We start from the raw sequence: 21,016 nt of genomic DNA on the forward strand, positions 1-21,016 counted from the left end.
CCGGTACGCCCGGGTGGGCCTTCTGCTCGGTCGCCGCACCGGCCCCTCACCGTGGCTCCCGGGGCAGACCCAGGGCCCGTTCGGCCACCACCGTGCGCAGCACCTCGTTGGCGCCGCCCGCGATCGTGTACGCGCGTGCGTACAGGAAGGAGTCCTGCCACCAGCCGTCGGCCACCGCTCCGGGGTCGCCCTCGGTCAGCAGAGCGTCGGTGCCCTGAAGGGCCAGGCCCAGCTCGGCCAGCGCCAGGTTGGTCTCGGCGAAGAAGATCTTGCCCAGCGGGGCGGCCGCGGGATCCTCCCTGCCCGCCAGCATCTGGGACTGCTGGAGCTTGTTCATCAGGTTGTTGACGTGCACGCGCGTGGCCAGCCGCCCGATGTCCTGGCGCACCGAGGCGTCGTCGAGCGCGGGCCGTCCCGCGACCGACGCGTTCGCCGCGACCTCCAGCACGTCGTCCAGGTACAGGAACAGTTCGGCGGCGTGCCCGGCGACACCGGTCCGCTCATGGGCAAGGCTCGACATCGCGACGCGCCACCCGTCGTTCACCTCGCCGATGACACGGTCCGCGGGGATCCGCACACCGTCGAGGAAGACCTCGTTGAAGTCCGTGGTGCCGGTGATCTCGCGCAGCGGCCGGATGTCGACGCCGGGCGAGCGCATGTCGAGGGCGAACGCCGTGATCCCCTTGTGCTTGGGGGCCTCCGGGTCGGTGCGGGCCAGCAGGTAGCCGATGTCGGCGTGCTGACCGTTGGTGGTCCACACCTTCTGGCCGTCGACGACGAACTCGTCCCCCTCACGGCGCGCCCGGGTGCTCAGTGCCGCCAGGTCGCTTCCCGCACCGGGCTCGCTGAACAGCTGGCACCAGATGTCCTGAGCCCCCCTGATGCGGGGAAGGAAGTAGTCCTTCTGCTCGTCGGTGCCGTAGTCGATCACGGCCGCCGCGGCCAGCGAGGCGGCTCCGATCGGCTCCCAGGTGCGGGCCCGGGTGAGTTCCTCGGCCACGATGAAGGCTTCCAGCGGATGGGCGTCCGGCCTGCCCCCGTACTCCTGCGGCCATCCGATCCCGAGCAGGCCTTCGGCGTACAGGCGTGCGGTCCACGCCCGAATCGCCGGAACCAGTTCGGGTTCCGGCGCGCGCACCCCTGTATGCGCCTTGACTCCCGGCGCATGATCGGAGATGAAGGCACGCACACGAGCCCTGAACGCGTCGAGTTCGGAGGAGGTGTCGAGTCGCATGGTGGCCCTCCACGGGCGTCGAGGCCCTCACAGACCTCATCCACTTGGTTAACTTAGTGATAGCATAACCGCTCCATCCGATGGAGCCGCACGCCGGGAGCGATCCGGCGGAGAGAGGGAGCAACCGGTGGATTTCGAGCCCAGCGAAGAGCAGGCGATGCTCCGAGACGTCTCCCGGGCCACCTTGCGGGACCACTCCGGGCCCGAGCGGACACGCGTCCTGCTCGATGCCGACGAGGACGTGGACGCCAGGCTGTGGAAGCTAGGCGCGGACCTGGGCTGGGTGGGCCTCGCGATTCCCGAGGAGTACGACGGCGCGGGCCAGGGACTGACGGAACTGACCCTGGTCGCCGAGGAGCTGGGCCGGGCCGTGGCCCGGGGCCCGTTCCTCACCAGCGCCCTTGTCGCGCTCGCCGTCGCCCGCGGTGGCTCCGCCGAGCTGCGTGCCGAGGTCCTGCCCGCGCTCGCGGCCGGATCCGCTCGCGCGACCTGGGCGTTCGCGGAACCCGCAGGCCAGTGGAGCCCTCGGCACCTGCTCACGACAGCAACGGTACGCGGGGAGGAGTTCGTCCTGCGCGGCACCAAGTCGGCCGTGCAGGACGCGGCCAGTGCCCGCTGGCTGCTGGTCACGGCACTGCTCGACGGCGTGGCGGCCAACTTCCTCGTCGACCGGCACGCCATCGGGGTCACCGTGCGGCGCCAGCGGTCGCTGGATCTGACCCGCAATCTCTACGCGGTCTCCCTGGACGAGGTACGCGTCCCCGTCGGCCGTCGCCTCGACGGCGGGCCCGCGGCCGTGAGCGGACTGCGCGACGCCGGTGCCGTCCTCACCGCCGCGGACGCGCTGGGTGCCTGCGAGTGGCTGCTCAAGGCCACGGTCGAGTACGCCGGGGTGCGGGTGCAGTTCGGGCGGGCGATCGGAAGCTTCCAGGCGATCAAGCACAAGGCCGCCGACATGCGGATGGCCGTCCAGGGCATGCGGGCCTCCGTCCACTACGCGGCGAAGGCCGCGGATGCCGGCTCACCGGACGCCTCCCAGGCCGCGAGCACCGCGAAGGCCTTCGCCTGCGAGGAGTCGAGCCGGCTCGCCGGCGAGGCCCTCCAGATCCACGGCGGGATCGGCTTCACCTGGGAGCACGACATGCACCTGTACCTGCGCCGGGTCAAGGCCGACGAGGTGCTGTACGGCAACGCCGCCGAGCACTACGAACGCGTGTGCCGACTGCTCCTGGACACGCGGCACCCCGTCGTCCGCTGAGATGTGGTCATGAACCCCCTCGACCTCGTCATCGGCCCGACCGAGCTGAAGGACGAGGACATCACCCGGCTGGAGCTCTCCGACGACGGCCAGCCGGTCGCACCGGTCGTCTTCGTCGACCTGGATCAGTGGGGGCCGACCGACCCCCAGCCCGCCCTGCCCGGTCAGCCGCACCGCGTACTGGTCGGCGTGGCCACGAAACCCGTGCCGGACCGGCTCGCACCGCTCCTGCCCGAGCTGGCGTTCACGCTGGTCCCGAGCGGGCAGGACGGCGCCGGTCGCGAGCGGGTGGGTGTCGAGGATCCCTGGACGACCGCGCGGCAGATCTCCGCGTACGCCCGTGCCGCACCGCGCGCCGCGGTCGCGCTGGCCGGCCTGCTGCGGGCCACCGAACGACTTCCGGTGGCTGAGGGCCTGACCGCGGAGTCGCTGGCCTACTCGATGCTGCTGGCGGGGCCCGAGTTCGCCGCCTGGCGGGCCCGCACCCCGCGCAAGCCGGTCCCGGAGTATCCCGACCCCGTCCTGATGACCAGGGACGGCTCCCTCCTGCGGGTGACCCTCAACCGGCCGCGGCGCCACAACGCCTTCAGCCGGGACGTCCGGGATGCCGTCGTCGACGCACTGACACTGGCCCGGCTCGACCCGACCGTCACCAAGGTGGAGCTGAGCGGCAACGGCCCGTCGTTCTGCAGCGGTGGCGACCTCGACGAGTTCGGCACGACCCCCGACGTGGCCACCGCCCATCTCGTCCGCGTCCGGCAGAGCGCCGGCCACGCGGTGCATCGCGCGGGCGTCCCCGTCCATGTCCGCGCGCACGGCGCCTGCATCGGCGCGGGCATCGAGGTGCCTGCGTTCGCGGACCGGATCGAGGCGGCTCCCGATGCGTACTTCCAACTCCCCGAACTGCGCATGGGGCTGGTTCCCGGCGCGGGCGGCACGGTGAGTGTGACGCGGCGCATCGGGCGGTGGCGTACGGCGTACCTGGTGCTCAGCGGTGTGCGGGTCGACGCGCGGACCGCACTGGCGTGGGGCCTCGTCGACTCCCTGACTGCCTGAACCCCGAGAGGGCCGAGCCTGCGGAGAAGGCCGAGACGGCCCGGCGCGACCGCCCCGGACCGGAGCGGTCGCGACCAGTCCGGCTCAGACCCCCAAACCGTCCGAGTGCAGCCGGGACACGACGGTGCGGCGCACCAGCTTGCCCGTGGGCGTCCGCGGAAGTTCGTCCCAGATCTCGATGCGGTCCGGGGTCTTGCTCCCCCGCAGCGCCTCGCGCACGAAACGGCGCAGTTCCTCGGGCTCGGCGGTGGTACCGGGCCGCGCCACGACGGCGGCCTCGATGCGCTGTCCCCACTCGTCGTCGGGTACGCCCACCACGGCGACGTCCAGCACGGCGGGGTGCCGCATCAGCACGTCCTCGATCTCCGCGGGGGCGATGTTCTCCGCCCCGCGGATGATGGTGTCGTCGGCACGGCCCGCGATGAACAGATACCCGTCCTCGTCCAGGTAGCCGTGATCGCGGGTGTCGAAGAATCCCTGCGCGTCCACGGCCCTGCCCTGCCCCACGTACTCGGCGGACACCTGCTCGCCCCGTACGCAGACCCGGCCCTTGTGCCCTGGCGGGAGCACCCGGTCCTCGTAGTCCCGGATCTCCAGCTCGATCGCGGGCACCGGACGGCCGACGGAGGCCAGCCGCGCCCGCACGGCCGGGGCGTCACTGGCGAGGGCCGCCCTGTGGTCCTCGGGGCCGAGGACGGCGATCGTCGAACTGGTCTCGGTCAGGCCGTAGGCGTTGACGAAGCCGACATGCGGCCAGGTCCGCAACGCCCGCTCGATCACCACCGAGGGCATCGGCGCCCCGCCGTAGGCGAGGCCTCGCAGCCGAGGCAGTGTCTTGTCGGCGCCGCTGTCCACGATCCGCGCGAGCATCGTGGGCACCACCATGGCGTTGGTGATGCCCTCGTCGCGCACCAGCCGCAGCCACTCCTCGGGCGTGAACCGCTCCAGCACGACGGTCCTGCGACCGGCGTAGAGATTGGTGAGGACGTTCGCCACCGCCGCGATGTGGTACGGCGGAACGCTCATCAGCGCCGCGTCGTCGGGCTCGGCCGAGCCGAACTCGACCGTGCCCAGGACGTAGGAGACCAGGTTGGCGTGCCGGAGCAGGACGCCCTTGGGAGCGGACGTCGTGCCACTGGTGTAGATGATGACCGCCGCGGCGTCCGGGTCAGTGAACGTGTCCTCGGCGTCCGGCGCCTGCGCCTCCCGGGCCGTACGCAGCCACTCCTCGGACGTGTGCGCCCGCAGGCCCGCGCGCCTGAGCGTCTCCACCTGGTCGGGGCCCGCGATCCCGACGGCCTTGGGATGGTTGGCGAGGAGCGGGAGGAGCTGTTCGTCGCCCAGGCGGTAGTTCACGGGCACGAGCGGTACGCCGGCCCGGGCCGCGGCGCACAGCGCGACCGGGAAGGCGGGGCCGTTCACATCGAGGAAGACCACCGCGTCGGCGCCCGCCTCGCGGATGGCGGCGGCCGCCGCGAGAGAGCTCGCGCGCAACTGCGCGGCGGTCAGACCGCTCTCGCGGCGGCCGGTGACCACCCGGTCCCCGAAGCCCTCGGCCGCCATGTCGAGCAGCATCGTCACGTTCACTGCAGGCTCACCTCCCGCCGGGTCAGTCGGAGGCCGGAAGCGCCTTGGCGGCCTTGACCGCCAGCGGGCTCCCGTCCACCGCGAGCGTGCCCTGCCCGGGTTTGGTGCACAGCAGCTCGATCCCCAGCTCGTCGTCCGCGTACCGCTTGCCCAGGAGCGTCCCGTCCGTCTGGCCCGGGTCGGGCACTCCCGACCGGGCGGGCTTCTCACGCGCGTCGGACATCTCCGCGCCACCGCAGGTGATCTTCACCTCACGGTCGGGGGCACGGACGACGATGACGGCCGTTTCGTCAACGGTGCTGGCGAGCGTCTGCCCGACTCGTGGCTTCACTGTGACTCCCAAGGTGTGCGTTTCATTCTCGGCGGCTCAACCGGCTCGTGCACCCGCGCTCTCGGCGAAGGTGCCGCCGGTCTCGACGGCTGCGGCGTGCGCGGCAGCGAAAGCGGTCCGGACCTCCGGGTCCCACCCGGGGGCAAGCGGGTGGGGAAACGGCGGGCTCGGCGGTGCTCCTGCGCCGTCCCGGACGTCATGCGGCCCCGTCCGCGGCCAGCGAGGCCCGTACGAGATCGAGCAGCTCGACCCGGCTGACCTTGAACGAAGGTGTCCGCGGCAGCGCGTCGAGAACGACGATATGGGCCGGCACCTCGTACGGAGTGAGCACCTCTCGGCACGACGTGGTCAGCTCCTGCGCGCTGGGGGCAGTGTGACCGGGCCTCAGCTCCACGGCGGCCACCGGCACCTGCCCCAGCCGGGCGTCCGGAAGAGCGACGACGGCCGCCTCGTGGACCGCAGGGTGACGTTCGAGGGCCTGGCGCACCTGATCGGGCTGGACCTTGAAGCCGCCGCGGACGATCGCGTCGTCCGCGCGGCCGTGGATCCACACGAACCCGTCCTCGTCGAGCCGGGCGAGGTCGCTGGTGCGCACCCAGGCCTCGCTTCCGTCCGGCGACTGGGCGGTGCGGATCTCCAGGTGGCCCACTTCGCCGAGCGCCACCAGGGTCCCGTCCTCACCGGTCACCCTCATCTCGACACCCGGGAGAGGGCGCCCCGCACTGCCCGCCTTGGTGTCCCACCACTTCTCGTGCAGCGGGAGCGTCCAGGCGGCGACCGCTCCAGCGAACTCCGTGGCGCCGTAGGTCATCAGGACACGGGCGCCGTACGCGCGGAAGAAGGCGTCGGCGAGCTCGGGCGGGCAGTAGGTGGTACCGCAGGTGACGACGCGGAGGCTGGAGAGCTTCTCCGGCGGCACCTCGGCGTCCAGGACGGTACGCAGCGCGGCCGGTACGAGTCCGGCGGCCGGCGGGCGGTACCGCTCGACCGCGCGGACCCACGGCTCAAGCGAGAAGCGGCGCAGCAGGACGAGGCGGCGGCCCGCGTAGAGGCCCGCGACCGCGCTCCACAGGCCGCCGATGTGCACGAGCGGCGTGCTCACCAGACCCACCCCGGAGCGCAGCAGCGCCCCCTTCCTCGGACGCTGCCCACTGGATTCCAGTGCGGTGTCGAACTGCCGGTCGAGCAGCCTGACCCGCTTGGGCGGGCCCGTCGTACCGGAGGTGAGCATCTCGATCGAGACTCCGGGGGCGGTCTCGGCGTCCGGCCGCGGCCTGCCGCCGGCGCGCTCCAGGCGGCCGTCCGTCTCCAGACGAAGTGCCAGGCCCGCTTCGGTGACGGCAGTGAGCACGCCCTCGTTCTCCAGGACGCCACGGGAGGCGACGACCACGGAGAGCCCGCTGCGCGCGATGTCCGCGGCGAGCCGCTCGGGCGGCTGGAGAGGGCTGAGCGTGACGACGCAGCGGTTGGTGGCGAGCACGGAGCAGATCACGGCCAGGTGCTCGGGGCGGTTCTCGAGAACCACGCCGACCCTCGTCCCGTCTTCCAGGCCTGCTTCCGTGAGCACCGCGTCGAGGCGTCGGGCGATCGAGCGCAACGCGCCCCAGTTCCACCAGGATTCCTCGAACTCGACGGCCCGGGCGTCCGCCGGAGCGCTGCTCAGCAGTTCGGCCAGGCGACTGCGAGCGCCCATGGGCCACCTCCACTTTCCAAGAAAGTATACTGAGATAACTACGTCTGAAAAGCCCCTGCGGCGGTGAAGGGACCGAGCCCGGCGTCAGTCCGCCGTCAGCAGCTCGACGATCGTGGCGTTGGCCATGCCGCCGCCCTCACACATCGTCTGGAGGCCGTAACGGATGCCGTGGTCCCGCATGTGGTGCACGAGCGTGGTCATGAGCCGGGCACCGGAGGCGCCCAACGGGTGGCCGATGGCGATCGCCCCACCGTTGGGGTTGAGGCGCTCGGGATCGGCGCCGGTCTCCGCGAGCCACGCCATCGGCACCGGAGCGAAGGCCTCGTTGACCTCGTAGGCGCCGATGTCGTCGATGGCCAGCCCGGAGCGGGCGAGCGCCTTGGCCGTGGCGGGGATCGGGGCACCCAGCATGAGCACCGGGTCGTCACCGGCGATCACAGCCGTGTGCACGCGCGCGAGGGGCCTGAGACCCAACTGCGCGGCCTTCTCCGACGTCATCATGAGCAGCGCCGCCGCACCGTCGCTGATCTGCGACGCGTTGCCGGCGTGGATGGTGCCGCCCTCCTTGAAGGCCGCCCGGAGTCCGGCCAGCTTCTCGGCGGTGGTCCCGCGCCTGAGGCCCTCGTCCGCGGCGAAGAGCGTGCCGTCGGCGAGAGTGACGGGCGCGATCTGCCCCTGGAAACGCCCCTTGTCGGTCGCCTCCGCGAGCTTGGCATGGGAGGCGGCGGCGAACTCGTCCATCTCCCGGCGGCCGAAGCCCCACTTGTCGACCATCATCTCGGCACCGACGCCCTGGTTGAAGGTCACGCCGTACCGCTCCTGCACGAGCGGTCCGCCGGCCCTGCCGAGCGCCGGATCCTTCACCGAGGAACCGATGGGCACGGCGCTCATGATCTCGACGCCGCCGGCGACGGCCACGTCGTACTGCCCGGAGACCAGGCCCGCCGCGGCGAAGTGCACGGACTGCTGCGAGGAGCCGCACTGACGGTCGACCGTGGTGGCCGGGACCGACTCCGGCCAGCCGGCCGCGAGGACGCCCATGCGCGCCACGTTGTTGGCCTGCTGACCGACCTGTTGCACACAGCCCCAGATGACGTCGTCGACGAGGGCCGGATCGACACCGGTGCGCTCGGCCAGCGCCCGGAGCACATGAGCCGACAGGTCGGCGGCGTGCCGATCCGCGAGGGCTCCGTTCCGTTTGCCGACCGGCGTGCGGACCGCATCCACGATGACGGCGTCGCGTGTGGACATACAGCACCCTCCTTCGCCAACAACAACTGTTTGTTAGTTTACTAGGTCACCTATGCTGAGCCTAGTCCCACCTTCACTGCGCCAGAGGCGCCGCGTCCGGGTAGAGGGTCCACCCGGCTCCCGATCGGACCCAGCCGCCCGCCGCGGCCGTACCGCCGTCCACGTTCAGCGTGACGCCGGTGACATAGCCGGCTCGGTCGGAGCAGAGGTACATCGCCGCGTCGGCGCATTCCGCGGCGGCGCCCTCGCGGCCCAGCGGGACGTAACGCCGCACGGCCGCCGCACGGTCCGGTGGGCGAGGCGGCAGGGCCTCCGGGTCCACCGGACCCGTCAGGATGCCCCGGTTGCCGGCGGTCGCGGTGTGGTCCGGGGCCAGGGCGTTCACCCGGATCCCGTGCTCGGCGAGTTCGACCGCCATGGTGTGGGTGAAGCTGATCATCGCGGCCTTGCAGGCGGCGTACACCGCGTACATGGGAGCGGCACGCCGGCCCTCGATGCTGGTGACGTTGAGTATCGAGCCGCCGCCGGACGAGGCGATCAGCGGTGCGGCGGCCGAGGTCGCCGCCAGCATGCTGACCAGGTTGATGTCGATGTGGCGGCGCCAACTGCGTTCGCTCTGCTCCAGGAAGCGCCGGGCGCGGACCCCGCCCGCGTTGTTGACCAGGATGTCGAGGCGCCCGAACGACCGGTGCGCTGCCGTGACGGCTTCCGTCAGTGCGGCGGTGTCCATCACGTCCGCCGCGAGCGAGGTCGCCGTACCACCTGCCCGCTCGGCCAGTTCCCTCGTCACCTCGGCCCGCTGGAGGTCGATGTCGACGAGACCGACCCGCACGCCGGCGCCGGCCAGCGCGACCGCGATGGCCTGACCGATGCCGGCCCCCGCTCCGGTCACCACCGCGGCCTTGCCCTCGAAGCCCAGGTCGAACGTCATCGCCCGCTCCTCTCCGGCCCGTGCTTCGCGATCACTTCACGCCCGTAGGCCTCCAGCGTCCTGACGGCTTCGGCCGCGCTGTCTCCCGGCACCCGGACGACGAACCAGGTGGCTCCGGCGTCGGCCAGTTCGTCGAGGTGGTCGCGGTGGGCCGGGAAGTCATCGTCGCGGCGGACGTCGCTGTGCGGTGTCTGCACCTGGACGTCCAGGGAGGCGGGGTCGCGTCCGGCCTCGGCGGTGAAGACGCGCAGCTCCGCGACGGCCGCCGCGAGGTCGGCCGGCGTGGACAGCGCCGCGGTCCGGGTGGTGGCCGCCATCTCCGCGCCGTTGAGCAGCGGTGACCAGCCCTGGCCGGCACGGGCGGCCCGGCGCCGCGCGTTCCGCCCGTTGCCGCCCATCCAGACGGGCGGATGGGGCAGCTGCACGGGACCCGGGGTACTGACCGTGCCGTGCGCGGAGTACCGCAGCCCCTCTCCGGTGTACGACTCCTCGGTCCACAGGTCCCGCAGCACATCGAGCGCCTGGTCCAACAACTCGCCGCGGCGCTCGAAGTCGACGTCGAGCGCGTGGAACTCCGACCGCAGGTAGCCCCCGCCGGAACAGATCGTCAGCCGCCCGCCGGAGAGCCGGTCCACCGTGGCGATCCGCTTCGCCGCCATCAGAGGGCTGTGATACGGCAGCACCATCAGGTACGTCATCAGGCGCAGCCGGTCCGTGACCGCGGCACAGAAGGCGAGGGCGTCGAGCGGGTCCAAGGTCGCGTGCCCCCCCGAGGCGAGCCACTTCCGCGACGGCGCGGGATGCTCCGTGAACGCGATCGCGTCGAAGCCCGCCTCCTCCGCCGCCCGGGCGAAGGTACGCATGCCCTCGGGCCCGTACAGCTCCGGCGCACAGCCCGGCCTTCCGACCGGATGTTCGACAGTGAATCTCACGGTCTCCCCTTACGTGATCAGCAGCTCTGGACCACAACGTCTCTATGTTAGTTTACTAGGTCACCTATGCTGACTCCAGGGCTGACGTCGAGAGGACCAGGGACATGCGGATCGGGATGCCGATGGCCTACAGCGGAGGGTTCGCCGAGACGGTCGGCGAACTCGTCGACTACGAGAGAGCGGGGCTCGACATCGTCTTCGTCCCGGAGGCGTACAGCTTCGACTCGGTGAGTCAGCTCGGATACCTGGCGGCACGCACGAGCACCGTCGCCATCGCGTCGGGCATCCTCAACATCTACTCGCGCACGCCCTCGCTGCTCGCCATGACGGCGGCCGGCCTGGACTACGTCTCCGGCGGCCGCTTCTCACTGGGGATCGGCGCCTCCGGCCCCCAGGTCGTCGAGGGCTTCCACGGAGTGCCGTACGACGCCCCCCTGGCCCGCACCAGGGAGGTGGCCGAGATCTGCCGCAAGGTGTGGCGTCGCGAGCCCCTCGTCCACGCAGGACCGCGCTACCACCTGCCCCTCGGCCGCGAACACGGTGGTTCGGGCGCCGGCAAGGCGCTGAAACTCATCAACCACCCGGTACGCGCACGCGTGCCCATGGTCCTCGCCGCGCTCGGACCCAAGAACGTGGCCCTGGCCGCCGAGTTGTTCGAGGGCTGGGAGCCGATCTTCTATCACCCCGAAGGCGCCCGGGCCGCCTTCGGCGACGCCCTGGCGGAGGGGACGGCCCGCCGCGCCGCCGACCTGCCGCCGCTCGACATCGTCGTGGACACGCAGGTGGCCCTCACCGAGAACCCCGACGAGCGCGCGGCCGCCGAACAGCAGGTCCGGGAGCACCTGGCCCTCTACATCGGGGGCATGGGAGCCAAGGGCAAGAACTTCTACAACGACCTCGCGGGCCGCTACGGCTTCGAGGAAGCCGCCGCGGCGATCCAACGGCTCTTCCTCGACGGCCGCAAGGCGGAGGCCGCCGCCGCGGTCCCCGACGCACTGGTGCGCGGTGTGTCGCTGATCGGTCCGCCCGGCTGGGTCAAGGAACGCGTCGCGGCCTTCGCCGAGAGCGGTGCCACGACGCTCAACGCGAAGCCGCTGGCCGCCACGCACGAGCGGCGTGTGCGCGATGTCGCCACCCTCAAGGAGCTGAGCGCATGACGACCGCGGCGTACGGCCCGCTCGCCGGGGTCCGCGTCCTCGAACTCGCCGGGCTCGGGCCGGCCCCCATGGCGTCGCTGCTGCTGTCCGAACTCGGTGCGGACGTCGTGCGCGTGGACCGACCCGTCCCCTCCCCCGTGTCCGACTTCCTGGAGCGGGGCCGCCGGTCGGTCGTCGTCGACCTCAAGCACCCCGACGGCGCCGAGACCGTGCTGCGCCTCGCGGAGCAGGCGGACATCCTGATCGAGGGATACCGCCCGGGCGTCGCCGAGCGCCTCGGCATCGGCCCGGCCGAGGTCCACGCCCGCAACCCCCGCCTGGTCTACGGCCGGATGACCGGCTGGGGGCAACAGGGCCCGCGGGCGGACACCGCGGGTCATGACATCAACTACATCTCCCTCACCGGTGCCCTGGGCGCCATCGGGCGGGCCGGCGGCCCACCCCAGGTCCCGCTCAACCTGCTGGGCGACTTCGGCGGCGGCTCCCTGTATCTGGTCGCGGGCGTCCTCGCCGCGCTGCACCACGCCCGGGACACAGGCGAAGGACAGACGGTGGACGCGGCCATAGTCGACGGTGTGACACACCTCGCGGCGATGATCTGGGCGGAGCGCCACCACGAGGGCTGGTCCGACGAGCGCGGCAGCAACCTGCTCGACACCGGCGCGCCCTTCTACGACGTGTACCGCACCTCCGACGGCGGCTGGATGAGTGTCGGCGCGCTGGAGCCGCAGTTCTACGCGCTCTTCGTCGAGTTGCTGGGTGCTGCGGAGTGGGCGCGCAGCCAACACGACCGTGCGGCGTGGCCACGCATGCGTGAGGCGTTCACCGCGCGCTTCGCCTCGCGTCCGCGCGCTGAGTGGGAGGCGGTCTTCGACGGCACGGACGCCTGCGTGGCCCCGGTGCTCAGCTGGTCGGAGGCGCTGCGCGATCCCCACCTGACGGCCCGGCACGCCCATGTGACCGTCGACGGCGGCGCCGTGCCCGCGCCGGCCCCCCGCTTCTCGCTCACGACGACGCGCGCCGCCGGTCCACGGACGCCGCCCGGCGCGCACAACCGCGAGGTGCTGGAGGACTGGGCCGTGCGGGGAGCGCCGGACCTGCTCGCGGGCGGAGCTGTCGTCCAACGGCCCCCGGCCGGCTGAGCCGTCCGTCCGCCGCCGACCCCCCGCGCCTCAGCCACAGGAGACATCCTCAGCTCCGGAAGACATCCCCGGCTCCGGAAGACAGCCTCAGCTCCGGAAGGCAGCTTCCGCGCACCGCTCCAGAAGCGGGGTGGCCGTCCAGTGCGGTGGCGGGCCCGGCTCCTCCCGCGCCGCACCGAGGCGCCTGAGGTGGGCGAGGATCACCAGCGCCCTGGTGACCGTCGCCCGCAGCGGAAAGCCGCGCAGCCCGGCCAGCGTCCCGGAACGCCGCAGCCGCCCGGCCAGCTGCCAGGCGGTGACCGGCCCTTCGCGCAGTAGCGAGGCCGTCGTGGCCACGCGGGCGGTGTGGGCGTCGCGCAGCTCGCCGACTCGGGTCACGAGGTCGGTGTACGGGTATTCGTGGGCGGGCAGCACGAGGTCCGGCCGCAGGCGCATCAGGGGATCGAGGGTTCCCAGGTAGTCCCCCAGCGGGTCGTCGTCCTCGTCCCGCGGCGCGTGCATCCCGACCTTGGTCCGCGGCAGCAGATGGTCCCCGGCCAGCAGAAGGCGGTGCCGCGAATCCCAGAAACAGAGGTGTCCCGGAGTGTGGCCGGGTGTCCACAGCGTGGTGAGATCCCAGCCGGGAACATCGGGACGCTCCCGGTCGGACAGATGCCGGTCCGGGGGCGCGATGTCCACTCCGGAACGTCCGGCGAGGTCGTCGAGCGCCCTGCGCACAGCGTCCTCGGGGGCACCGGCCCGCCGCAGCAGCGCTCCCAGCCTCAGAGCGGGATGGTGGCGGAACTCCACGAGGGCGGCGTCGTCCAGCGCGTGCAGCGCCACCCAGGCACCGGACGCCTCCCTGATCCGGGGAGCGAGGCCGTAGTGGTCGAGATGGGAGTGGGTCACCAGGACACCGCGGACGTCCTCGACCCGCGTCCCGAGCGCCCGCAGCCCCGCCGTCAGCGCCGCCCAGCCCTCCTCGTTGTTCCAGCCCGCGTCGATCAGGTAAGGACCGGCGTCCGTCTCCAGGACGTACACCAGAACATCTCCGGGCGGCCCCGGCAGCGGAAGCGGAAGGCTCCACAGGCCTGGTCGGACGCGGGTGAGACGCGGCCGTCCGCCCTTCAGCGGCCATCCCGGTCCGGAAAGCCTCTCCTCGTCTATGGACATGCCCCCTCCTTTCGACATAGACAACCTAGTAAACCATCGGGGTACTCTGGTTCGTCAGCAAAGGAGCTCTCATGCCCGGACTCTCGCGCCGCCCTCGCGGCGATTCCCACCCGGCGCGCGACGCGGCGGCCCTTGTCCTGCGCACGACCCTCGGACCCATGCTGGTCGCCCACGGCTGGAACAAGGTCGCGGGCCCGGGAGGCCTTCAGGGCACCACGGGCTGGTTCGAGGCACTCGGCCTCAGGCCGGCCGCCGCCCACGCACGCCTGGCCGCCGGCACGGAGATCGCCGCGGGCGCGGGGCTCACGCTCGGACTGGCCGCACCCCTGCCCGCGGCCGGGACCGTCGGCCTGATGGCGGTGGCGGCGGCCACCGACCACCGGGGCAAGGGATTCTTCGTCTTCAAGGGCGGCTGGGAGTACGTCGGCGTCGTCGGCGGCGCCGCGGTGGCCCTGGCCGCCCTGGGGCACGGGCGCTACTCCCTGGACACGGCCCTGCGCCGCCGGGACCGGTCCGGCGGCGGCGCGGCGCTCACCGCGGCGGGCCTGGGTCTCGCCGGCGCGACCGCGCTCCTCGCCGCATGCTATCGCCCCGACCAGAAGACCGAGGATGAGGAAACCTCCTCCATGGAGGCGCCCACGTCGCCCTGACCGAATCGATCACCCTCGGACCATCTGCCACCCAAACGGTTGACTGCCTTATACCGCTTCTTCATGCGGAAACCTTGCAAACAACTACTCGGTACAACTCCGAAACATCTCGTTGACACGGGCGCCGAGGGCATGGATGGTAACCACACAGCAGTCCTCCACAGCCCGATTGTTCAAACAACCAGTTGGTTGAAGTGGAGCATCGATGAGCGCACCTGCCACTCCCCTACTCGACCTGTCGGACGCGGCGAGTTTCGCCGCCGGCGTGCCGCACGACACCTTCGACCGGCTCCGGCGGGAAGACCCGGTGCACTGGACGCCGACCGCCACAGGAACCCTCAAGGACGGGTTCTGGTCGCTGACCCGGGCGCGGGACATCGCCGAGGTCTCCCAGAACACCGACGACTACACGACCACGCGGGGGGTGATGTTCCCGATCAACAAGGAAGCGCTCGAGCACGGAAGCGAGAGCATCCTGACGCTGGATCCACCCCGTCACACGCGACTGCGACAGATCGTGGCCAAGTCGTTCAGCCCCCGCGTCGCGAGCCGCTTCGAGGACTGGATCCGCGAGACCACGGTGACCACGCTCCACAAGGTCCGCGGCAAGGAGAGCTTCGAATTCGTCGAGGAGGTCGCCTCGGTGATCCCCGCCCTCGTCATCGGGCAGGTGATGGGCGTCCCCGTCGAGGACCGTCCCCGGCTCGTCGACTGGGGCAACGACATCCTCGCCCTCGACAAACCGGACGGGGCCGAACGCAGCTACCGGGCGATCGTAGAAGTGGCGCAGTACGCCCTCGAACTGCGCGACCTCAAGCGCGGCGCCCCCGGGTCCGACGTCATCTCCGAACTGGTCCACAAGAGCGACACCGGCGCCGAGTTGACCGAGACCGAGTACCAGTGGTGGGTCAACACCCTGTTCGTCGCCGGGTTCGAGACCACCCACACCGCGCTGGGGCAGATCGTGCGCCTGTTGCTGGAGGATTCCGGAATCCGGGAGCAGGCCCGTACCGCGGTCGCGGAGGGCCGCAGCGCCGAGCTGGTCGAGGAGTTCCTGCGCTACGTCACCCCCGCCATGGGCTTCGCCCGCACCGCCAAGCGCGACCTGGAGATCGGGGGCCGGCGGGTGGCGGAGGGTGATCTGCTGCTGATGTGGTACGTCGCGGCCAACCGCGACCCCGAACTGTTCAGTGACCCCCACCGCTTCGACCCCCGCCGCAATCCGACCGGTCACATGACGTTCGGCGGCGGCGGCGCGCACAACTGCCTGGGCAGCCACATCGCCCGCCTCGAACTGCGGATCTTCCTGGAGGAGTACTTCGGCCTGGACGCCGAGCTCCGCCTGGACGGAACGCCGGAGCGCGGCTGGAGCACCAGCATCAACCGGCTGGAGAAGCTGCCCGTCGCCTGGGCATGACATGCGAACACACCGAGCGAGGAGCCCGTTGCGATGAACGTCCACGTCGACATGGACAAGTGCGCCCTGCACGGCCAGTGCAGCTTCGCCGCGCCCGAGGTCTTCGACTTCGACGACAACGACGACCTCGTCTACGACACCACGCCGGACGAGTCCCAGCGGGCCGCCGTCGAACAGGCCCTGCGCGCCTGCCCGGTCGTGGCCATCGAGATCAGGGACTGAGCCGCGCGCAGAGGCCCATGGAGGAATCGATGAACCAGACAGACGCGAGGATTCCCGGTCCGCCTTCCGACTTCCGCTTCGTGGGAGCCGGCCCCGCGGGGCAGGGGCTCGACCGGTACGACCGCCTGCGGCAGGACCACTCGGTGGTACGGGTCGACGAGCCCCAGGGGTCGTACTGGGTGGTCCTGAAACGAGAGTTGATCCGGGCCTGCCTTCAGGATCCGGCCACGTTCTCCAGCAGGTCGGTCACGATCCTGAATCCGGACCCGCCCGTCGCCATGATCCCGATCCAGCTCGATCCGCCGGAGCACCGTCCCTGGCGGCACCTCCTCGCCGGCTACTTCTCCCCGAAGAGGATGGCCGCCCTGAGGCCACGGCTGGAGCGCGGCTGCCGGGAACTGATCGAGTCGATCGAAGGCCGTGACAGGTGCGACTTCGTGAAGGAGTTCGCCACCCGCTTCCCCACGGTCGTGTTCCTGGAACTGGTGGGCCTGCCCCCGTCGGAGCTGGACACGTTCCTGACCTGGGAGCACGAGATACTGCGCCCCGACCCCGACGGCGCGTTCGACCCCGGCCGGTACCTGTCCGGAGTGGCGGCGGTACGGGGCTACTTCACCGAGGTGCTGGCAGCGCGCAGGGCCTCCGGCACGAGCGGCGACGACCTCATCGGTCAGGCACTGACGTGGGAACTGGACGGCGAACCCGTCCCGGACGAGGCCTTGCTGAGCTGCCTCTTCCTCCTGTTCCTGGCCGGCCTCGACACGGTCACCAACACCCTTGCCTTCGCCCTGTACCACCTGGCGACCCATGACGAGGACCGGCGTCAGGCGGCCCAGGTCGCCCGTGCCGGGCTGCCCATGGGCGACATCGTGGAGGAACTGCTGCGGTACTACGCGATTCCCGAGCTGTCCCGCAAGGTCACGCGGGACGTGGACATCGACGGCCACCGCTTCAAGGCCGGCGACATGGTCCTCTTCCCGCTCGTCTCGGCCAACCGCGACGCGGAGGGACTGGAGGAGGCGGACCGGGTCCGCTTCGACCGCGACCAGCCACCTGTGCACTTCGCATTCGGCGCCGGCCCGCACCGCTGCCTCGGCTCCCACCTGGCACGCGAGGAACTCACCGTCGCGCTCGGCGAATGGCACCGGCGGCTGCCCGACTACCGCCTGGACCCGGACGTGGCCGTCATCGAGACCTGGGGTTCGGTGCACGGCCTCGACAGCCTGCCCCTCCTCTTCAGCACCGGGAAGGAACACGGATGAAAGTCGTCGTCGACCCCCGCCTGTGCTCGGGGCACGCCCGTTGCCACGCGACGGCCCCCGAGGTGTTCGAACTGGACGACCTCGGCTACTCCGCACTCGCCTCCTCAGGGGAGGTCCTGGTCGCCCCGGAGCACGAGGAGGCCGCCCGGGACGGCGCCAGGGCGTGCCCCGAGCGAGCCATCACCCTCATCGATCAGACCACCCCCCATCAGAACCGTGAAACGGAAGACCACTCATGACCACCGTGACTGACCGCACCCCACCCGCCGTGCACCTGCACATCGGCGACCGACGTCTCAGCGAGGGGTCCGGTGGCGCGTTCGACCACATCAACCCCGTGACGGGCACCACCCATTCGGTGATTCCGCTGGCCGGGCCCGAGGAGGTCGACCAGGCCGTGCGCGCCGCGCACGAGGCGTTCCGCGGCTGGCGCCGCACCCGGCCGGCCGTACGCCGCAAGCTGCTGCTGAAGCTGGCCGACCTCATCGAGGCGCACGGCGAGGAGTTCGCCCGCCGCGGCACGCTGGACAACGGCACGCCGTTCACGACCGGCGCCCGGTTCGTCGGACTCTCCGCCGAGTGGACCCGCTACTACGCCGGCTGGGCCGACAAGGTCGGCAGCGACGTCACCGCCTCCTTCGGGCAGGACGGCGAGTTCGGTTACACCCTCGCCCAGCCGTACGGCGTCATCGGGGTGATCATCACCTGGAACGGCCCGCTCATCTCGCTGGCCATGAAGATCCCGGCGGCTCTGGCGGCGGGCAACACCGTGGTCGTCAAGCCGTCCGAGCTGACCCCGTACTCCGCGGAGCTGTTCGCCGACCTGGTGGAGCAGGCCGGTTTCCCGCCCGGCGTCGTCAACGTCCTGCCGGGCACCGGAGAGGCGGGCGAGGCGCTCGTCACGCACCCCCTGGTGCAGAAGGTCACCTTCACCGGCGGCCCGGACACCGCCCGGCGGATCCTGCGCAGTTGCGCCGAGTCCATGAAGCCCGTCGTCCTGGAACTCGGCGGCAAGTCCGCCAACATCCTGCTGGAGGACGCCGACCTCGATGTCGCCTGCACCCGGGGCACGATCCTGCCCCTCGGCGCACTCGCCGGCCAGGGCTGCGCCTTCCCCACCCGCATGCTGGTGCAGCGCAGCATCTACGAGGAGGCGGTCGAGAGGGTCGCGGCCATCACCAAGACCATCACCAGCGGAGACCCGTTCGACCCGAAGACCGTGTCCGGCCCGCTGATCAACGAGGCCGCCCTGACCCGTGTGCTCGGCATGATCGACAAGGCCAAGGAGGACGGGGCGCGCCTGGTGACGGGGGGCTCCCGCATCAACGGTGATCTGGCGAACGGGTACTTCATCGAGCCGACCGTGTTCGCCGACGTCGACCCGTACTCCGAACTGGGTCAGCGCGAGGTCTTCGGGCCGGTGCTGTCGATCATCCCCTTCGACACGGACGACGAGGCGATCGAGATCGCCAACTGCACGCCGTACGGCCTGTCCGCCTACCTCTACACGCAGCAGTTGCAGCGCGCGCACCGCATCGCGGAGGAGCTCGTCACGGGCGAGGTGCTGGTGAACGGAGCAGGCAACCTCGGTGTGCACCGGCCGTTCGGCGGCTGGGGCATCAGCGGAGTGGGCAAGGAAGGCGGCCGCGAGGGCTTCGAGGAGTTCCTGCGGACCAAGAGCGTGGCCGTCGGATTCACGGGAGTGTCGGCATGAGTGAAGCGGTGAACTGGTCCCTGGACGGCAAGGTCGCGATCGTCACCGGGGCCGCGCCGGGCGGCATCGGCGAGACGTATGCGCGCACGCTGGCCGCTGCGGGTGCCGCCGTGGTCTGCGCCGACGTCCGGGAGGACGGGGCGCAGAAGGTCGCCGCGGACCTGGAGGAAGCGGGCCATCAGGCGCTCGGCGCGGGCGTCGACATCACCGACCCGGACTCGGTGGAGGCGCTGACCCGCGCCACCGTCGAGCGGTTCGGCGGGATCGACGTCCTGGTCAACAACGCGGCGCTGATGGCGACGCTGCACCGGGGCCCGGTCCTGGAGTGCGACTACGACCACTGGAAGCTCGCCATGGACGTCAATCTCAACGGCGCCTACCTGATGACCCGCAGCGTGGTCCCGCACATGCGCGAACGCGGTGGCGGCCGGATCGTCAACCAGGCGTCCGGCGGAGCCTTCCCGGCGGCCACTCTCTACGGCATCACGAAGATCGCCCTGGTCGGTCTGACCACGACACTCGCCCGTGATCTCGGGCCCTCGCGGATCACGGTCAACGCGATCGCCCCGGGCCTGGTGGAGAGCGAGGCGGGGAAGGCGCTCGTGCCGGAGGGGTCGGCCTTCCGCGAAACCATGAAGCGGGTCGTCGCGATGCAGGCCTTCGCCGCTCCCGAGGAGCTCGCCGGCCCGCTCCTGCTGCTGACCGCTCCTGCCGGCAACTGGATCACCGGGCAGGTGCTGCACGTCGACGGCGGCTGGATCCTGCGTCCCTGAGGATCCAGCCGCAGCGCGTCCCGCGAGGGGCGAGGTTCGGCGTGACGTGGGCCTTCACGACATGTTCGTGAGGGCCCACTGCCGGATCCGCCCGACCGTATGCGCCCGCCCGGGGGTCGGACTTGCACGAAGATGAATGATGGTTCATCATAAAACTGAGCTACGGTTCATCTTATCTCGAGGAGCCATCATGTCCCCCAGGAAGACCGCTCTCGTCACCGGCGCTTCGTCCGGTATCGGCGAAGCAACGGCGATCAAGCTGCACACACTCGGCTACACCGTCTACGGCGCCGCGAGAAGCGAGGCCGGACTCGCGGACGCGGCCGCCGCCGGCGTCATCCCGCTCGTCATGGACGTGTCGGACGACGCGTCCATGCAGGCCGGCTTCGAGCGGATCATCGCGGAGACGGGCCGCATCGACGTCCTCGTCAACAGCGCCGGCTACGGCTCCTACGGCGCCATCGAGGACGTCTCCATGACCGAGGCCCGGCACCAGGCCGAGGTCAACGTCTTCGGCGCCATGCGCCTCATCCAGCTCGCCCTGCCCTTCATGCGCGAACAGCGCGGCGGCAAGATCGTGAACGTCACCTCGATGGGCGGGAAGTTCTACTCTCCGCTGGGAGGCTGGTACCACGCCAGCAAGTACGCCCTCGAAGCCCTCAGCGACTGCCTCCGCCTGGAGACCAAGCCGTTCGGCATCGACGTCGTCATCGTCGAGCCCGGCAACATCAAGACCGGGGGCAACGTGGTCACGGCGGCCAAGCTCCAGGAAGCCTCCGGGACGGGTCCGTACGCCGCCCAGGCCGCAGCCGTACTAGGCGCGTTCACGTCGGAGGCGAACGCCCGGCGCGAGTCCTCGCCGTCCGTCATCGCGGAGGCCGTCGGCAAGGCCGTCACGGCACGCAAGCCCAAGACGCGCTACGCCGCGGGATTCGGGGCCCGCCCCCTGATCACCGTGCGCGGCATCATCTCGGACCGCGCCTTCGACGGCCTCATGAAGCGTGCCATCGGCATGCCCCGCACCCAGGCCCAGGCCTGAGGTGGGGGACCCCACCGCATGGATCCCCCGCACGCCTGAAGCGACCCGCATCAGCCCTCGGCTTCGACCGTCTCCCGGTCGTGGTCGGGGGTTTTTGTGTTGCGGGTGTGGGTGGTGAGTCCGGTGAGGACGAGGGTGAGCCAGCGGGTGCGGTGGGGGGCGGGTTGGTCGGTGGGGGCGGTGGTGATGAGGAGGTAGATGTCGTCGACGGTGAT

At 71.2% G+C, this 21,016-nt stretch carries 20 protein-coding genes; 12 read left to right on the top strand and 8 right to left on the bottom strand.

From position 1 onward, the window contains the following. Window positions 1–46: 46 nt before the first annotated feature. Window positions 47–1,234, bottom strand: a complete 1,188-nt coding sequence (locus tag ACFULQ_RS42510) for an acyl-CoA dehydrogenase family protein (RefSeq protein ID WP_383555268.1) — start codon at window positions 1,232–1,234, stop codon at window positions 47–49. Window positions 1,235–1,361: 127 nt separating this feature from the next. On the opposite strand from ACFULQ_RS42510, the gene ACFULQ_RS42515 reads away from it, so the two are divergent. Beyond that, a complete protein-coding gene (locus ACFULQ_RS42515; RefSeq protein WP_383555271.1) occupies window positions 1,362–2,492 on the top strand; it encodes an acyl-CoA dehydrogenase family protein in 1,131 nt (376 codons plus the stop codon). A gap of 9 nt (window positions 2,493–2,501) precedes the next feature. Next, the gene (locus tag ACFULQ_RS42520; protein WP_383555273.1) at window positions 2,502–3,548 is read left to right on the top strand and encodes an enoyl-CoA hydratase/isomerase family protein; all 1,047 of its coding nucleotides are present in this window, start codon (window positions 2,502–2,504) and stop codon (window positions 3,546–3,548) included. A gap of 84 nt (window positions 3,549–3,632) precedes the next feature. Here the strand turns inward: ACFULQ_RS42520 and ACFULQ_RS42525 are convergent, their stop codons facing one another. The 6 genes from ACFULQ_RS42525 to ACFULQ_RS42550 form a co-directional block, all read right to left on the bottom strand. After that, complete coding sequence (locus ACFULQ_RS42525; RefSeq protein ID WP_383555276.1) at window positions 3,633–5,135, bottom strand: class I adenylate-forming enzyme family protein; 1,503 nt, start codon at window positions 5,133–5,135, stop codon at window positions 3,633–3,635. A 22-nt stretch (window positions 5,136–5,157) separates the two neighbouring features. Further along, entirely contained in the window at window positions 5,158–5,466 is a 309-nt protein-coding gene (locus tag ACFULQ_RS42530) for a hypothetical protein (protein WP_383555279.1), read from the bottom strand. Window positions 5,467–5,662: 196 nt separating this feature from the next. Then, complete coding sequence (locus ACFULQ_RS42535) at window positions 5,663–7,159, bottom strand: class I adenylate-forming enzyme family protein (protein ID WP_383555282.1); 1,497 nt, start codon at window positions 7,157–7,159, stop codon at window positions 5,663–5,665. Between the two features lie 84 nt (window positions 7,160–7,243). Beyond that, entirely contained in the window at window positions 7,244–8,410 is a 1,167-nt protein-coding gene (locus ACFULQ_RS42540) for a thiolase family protein (protein ID WP_383555284.1), read from the bottom strand. A gap of 73 nt (window positions 8,411–8,483) precedes the next feature. Next, entirely contained in the window at window positions 8,484–9,341 is an 858-nt protein-coding gene (locus ACFULQ_RS42545; RefSeq protein ID WP_383555287.1) for an SDR family NAD(P)-dependent oxidoreductase, read from the bottom strand. Next, on the bottom strand, window positions 9,338–10,273 hold the full coding sequence (locus tag ACFULQ_RS42550) for an LLM class F420-dependent oxidoreductase (RefSeq protein WP_383555289.1): 936 nt from the start codon (window positions 10,271–10,273) through the stop codon (window positions 9,338–9,340). The genes ACFULQ_RS42545 and ACFULQ_RS42550 overlap by 4 nt, the downstream gene beginning before the upstream one ends. A 104-nt stretch (window positions 10,274–10,377) precedes the next feature. On the opposite strand from ACFULQ_RS42550, the gene ACFULQ_RS42555 reads away from it, so the two are divergent. Both ACFULQ_RS42555 and ACFULQ_RS42560 read left to right on the top strand, forming a co-directional pair. Next, complete coding sequence (locus tag ACFULQ_RS42555; RefSeq protein WP_383555292.1) at window positions 10,378–11,430, top strand: LLM class F420-dependent oxidoreductase; 1,053 nt, start codon at window positions 10,378–10,380, stop codon at window positions 11,428–11,430. Then, window positions 11,427–12,572: a CaiB/BaiF CoA transferase family protein gene (locus ACFULQ_RS42560; protein ID WP_383555295.1), complete on the top strand. Its 1,146-nt coding sequence runs from the start codon at window positions 11,427–11,429 to the stop codon at window positions 12,570–12,572. The genes ACFULQ_RS42555 and ACFULQ_RS42560 overlap by 4 nt, the downstream gene beginning before the upstream one ends. Before the next feature lie 87 nt (window positions 12,573–12,659). On the opposite strand, the gene ACFULQ_RS42565 is transcribed toward ACFULQ_RS42560, so the two are convergent. Then, entirely contained in the window at window positions 12,660–13,724 is a 1,065-nt protein-coding gene (locus ACFULQ_RS42565; protein ID WP_383555298.1) for an MBL fold metallo-hydrolase, read from the bottom strand. Between the two features lie 71 nt (window positions 13,725–13,795). On the opposite strand from ACFULQ_RS42565, the gene ACFULQ_RS42570 reads away from it, so the two are divergent. The 8 genes from ACFULQ_RS42570 (at window position 13,796) to ACFULQ_RS42605 (ending at window position 20,801) form a co-directional block, all read left to right on the top strand. Further along, window positions 13,796–14,374: a DoxX family protein gene (locus ACFULQ_RS42570; protein WP_383555300.1), complete on the top strand. Its 579-nt coding sequence runs from the start codon at window positions 13,796–13,798 to the stop codon at window positions 14,372–14,374. A 205-nt stretch (window positions 14,375–14,579) separates the two neighbouring features. After that, window positions 14,580–15,791 (top strand): cytochrome P450, encoded by a 1,212-nt coding sequence (locus ACFULQ_RS42575; RefSeq protein WP_383555303.1) that lies wholly within the window; start codon window positions 14,580–14,582, stop codon window positions 15,789–15,791. Between the two features lie 33 nt (window positions 15,792–15,824). Next, window positions 15,825–16,013: a ferredoxin gene (locus ACFULQ_RS42580; RefSeq protein ID WP_383555306.1), complete on the top strand. Its 189-nt coding sequence runs from the start codon at window positions 15,825–15,827 to the stop codon at window positions 16,011–16,013. A gap of 29 nt (window positions 16,014–16,042) precedes the next feature. Next, window positions 16,043–17,275: a cytochrome P450 gene (locus ACFULQ_RS42585; protein ID WP_383555308.1), complete on the top strand. Its 1,233-nt coding sequence runs from the start codon at window positions 16,043–16,045 to the stop codon at window positions 17,273–17,275. Continuing rightward, a complete protein-coding gene (locus ACFULQ_RS42590; RefSeq protein WP_383555311.1) occupies window positions 17,272–17,514 on the top strand; it encodes a ferredoxin in 243 nt (80 codons plus the stop codon). Before ACFULQ_RS42585 ends, ACFULQ_RS42590 begins: the two co-directional genes overlap by 4 nt. Beyond that, window positions 17,511–18,989 (top strand): aldehyde dehydrogenase family protein, encoded by a 1,479-nt coding sequence (locus ACFULQ_RS42595; RefSeq protein WP_383555314.1) that lies wholly within the window; start codon window positions 17,511–17,513, stop codon window positions 18,987–18,989. The genes ACFULQ_RS42590 and ACFULQ_RS42595 overlap by 4 nt, the downstream gene beginning before the upstream one ends. Next, the gene (locus ACFULQ_RS42600) at window positions 18,986–19,762 is read left to right on the top strand and encodes an SDR family oxidoreductase (protein ID WP_383555317.1); all 777 of its coding nucleotides are present in this window, start codon (window positions 18,986–18,988) and stop codon (window positions 19,760–19,762) included. The genes ACFULQ_RS42595 and ACFULQ_RS42600 overlap by 4 nt, the downstream gene beginning before the upstream one ends. 190 nt (window positions 19,763–19,952) lie before the next feature. Continuing rightward, window positions 19,953–20,801: an oxidoreductase gene (locus tag ACFULQ_RS42605; RefSeq protein WP_383555319.1), complete on the top strand. Its 849-nt coding sequence runs from the start codon at window positions 19,953–19,955 to the stop codon at window positions 20,799–20,801. Window positions 20,802–21,016 lie beyond the last annotated feature (215 nt).

This window comes from Streptomyces sp. NPDC057253 (assembly GCF_042669125.1).
GTDB lineage: Bacteria > Actinomycetota > Actinomycetes > Streptomycetales > Streptomycetaceae > Streptomyces.

What these genes read in the sequence shown, in the direction of transcription:
- ACFULQ_RS42510 (WP_383555268.1), bottom strand. Translation starts at nt 1,234, where the DNA reads ATGCGACTCGACACCTCCTCCGAACTCGACGCGTTCAGGGCTCGTGTG.
- ACFULQ_RS42520 (WP_383555273.1), top strand. Translation starts at nt 2,502, where the DNA reads ATGAACCCCCTCGACCTCGTCATCGGCCCGACCGAGCTGAAGGACGAG.
- ACFULQ_RS42535 (WP_383555282.1), bottom strand. Translation starts at nt 7,159, where the DNA reads ATGGGCGCTCGCAGTCGCCTGGCCGAACTGCTGAGCAGCGCTCCGGCG.
- ACFULQ_RS42540 (WP_383555284.1), bottom strand. Translation starts at nt 8,410, where the DNA reads ATGTCCACACGCGACGCCGTCATCGTGGATGCGGTCCGCACGCCGGTC.
- ACFULQ_RS42545 (WP_383555287.1), bottom strand. Translation starts at nt 9,341, where the DNA reads ATGACGTTCGACCTGGGCTTCGAGGGCAAGGCCGCGGTGGTGACCGGA.
- ACFULQ_RS42555 (WP_383555292.1), top strand. Translation starts at nt 10,378, where the DNA reads ATGCGGATCGGGATGCCGATGGCCTACAGCGGAGGGTTCGCCGAGACG.
- ACFULQ_RS42560 (WP_383555295.1), top strand. Translation starts at nt 11,427, where the DNA reads ATGACGACCGCGGCGTACGGCCCGCTCGCCGGGGTCCGCGTCCTCGAA.
- ACFULQ_RS42565 (WP_383555298.1), bottom strand. Translation starts at nt 13,724, where the DNA reads ATGTCCATAGACGAGGAGAGGCTTTCCGGACCGGGATGGCCGCTGAAG.
- ACFULQ_RS42570 (WP_383555300.1), top strand. Translation starts at nt 13,796, where the DNA reads ATGCCCGGACTCTCGCGCCGCCCTCGCGGCGATTCCCACCCGGCGCGC.
- ACFULQ_RS42575 (WP_383555303.1), top strand. Translation starts at nt 14,580, where the DNA reads ATGAGCGCACCTGCCACTCCCCTACTCGACCTGTCGGACGCGGCGAGT.
- ACFULQ_RS42580 (WP_383555306.1), top strand. Translation starts at nt 15,825, where the DNA reads ATGAACGTCCACGTCGACATGGACAAGTGCGCCCTGCACGGCCAGTGC.
- ACFULQ_RS42585 (WP_383555308.1), top strand. Translation starts at nt 16,043, where the DNA reads ATGAACCAGACAGACGCGAGGATTCCCGGTCCGCCTTCCGACTTCCGC.
- ACFULQ_RS42590 (WP_383555311.1), top strand. Translation starts at nt 17,272, where the DNA reads ATGAAAGTCGTCGTCGACCCCCGCCTGTGCTCGGGGCACGCCCGTTGC.
- ACFULQ_RS42595 (WP_383555314.1), top strand. Translation starts at nt 17,511, where the DNA reads ATGACCACCGTGACTGACCGCACCCCACCCGCCGTGCACCTGCACATC.
- ACFULQ_RS42600 (WP_383555317.1), top strand. Translation starts at nt 18,986, where the DNA reads ATGAGTGAAGCGGTGAACTGGTCCCTGGACGGCAAGGTCGCGATCGTC.
- ACFULQ_RS42605 (WP_383555319.1), top strand. Translation starts at nt 19,953, where the DNA reads ATGTCCCCCAGGAAGACCGCTCTCGTCACCGGCGCTTCGTCCGGTATC.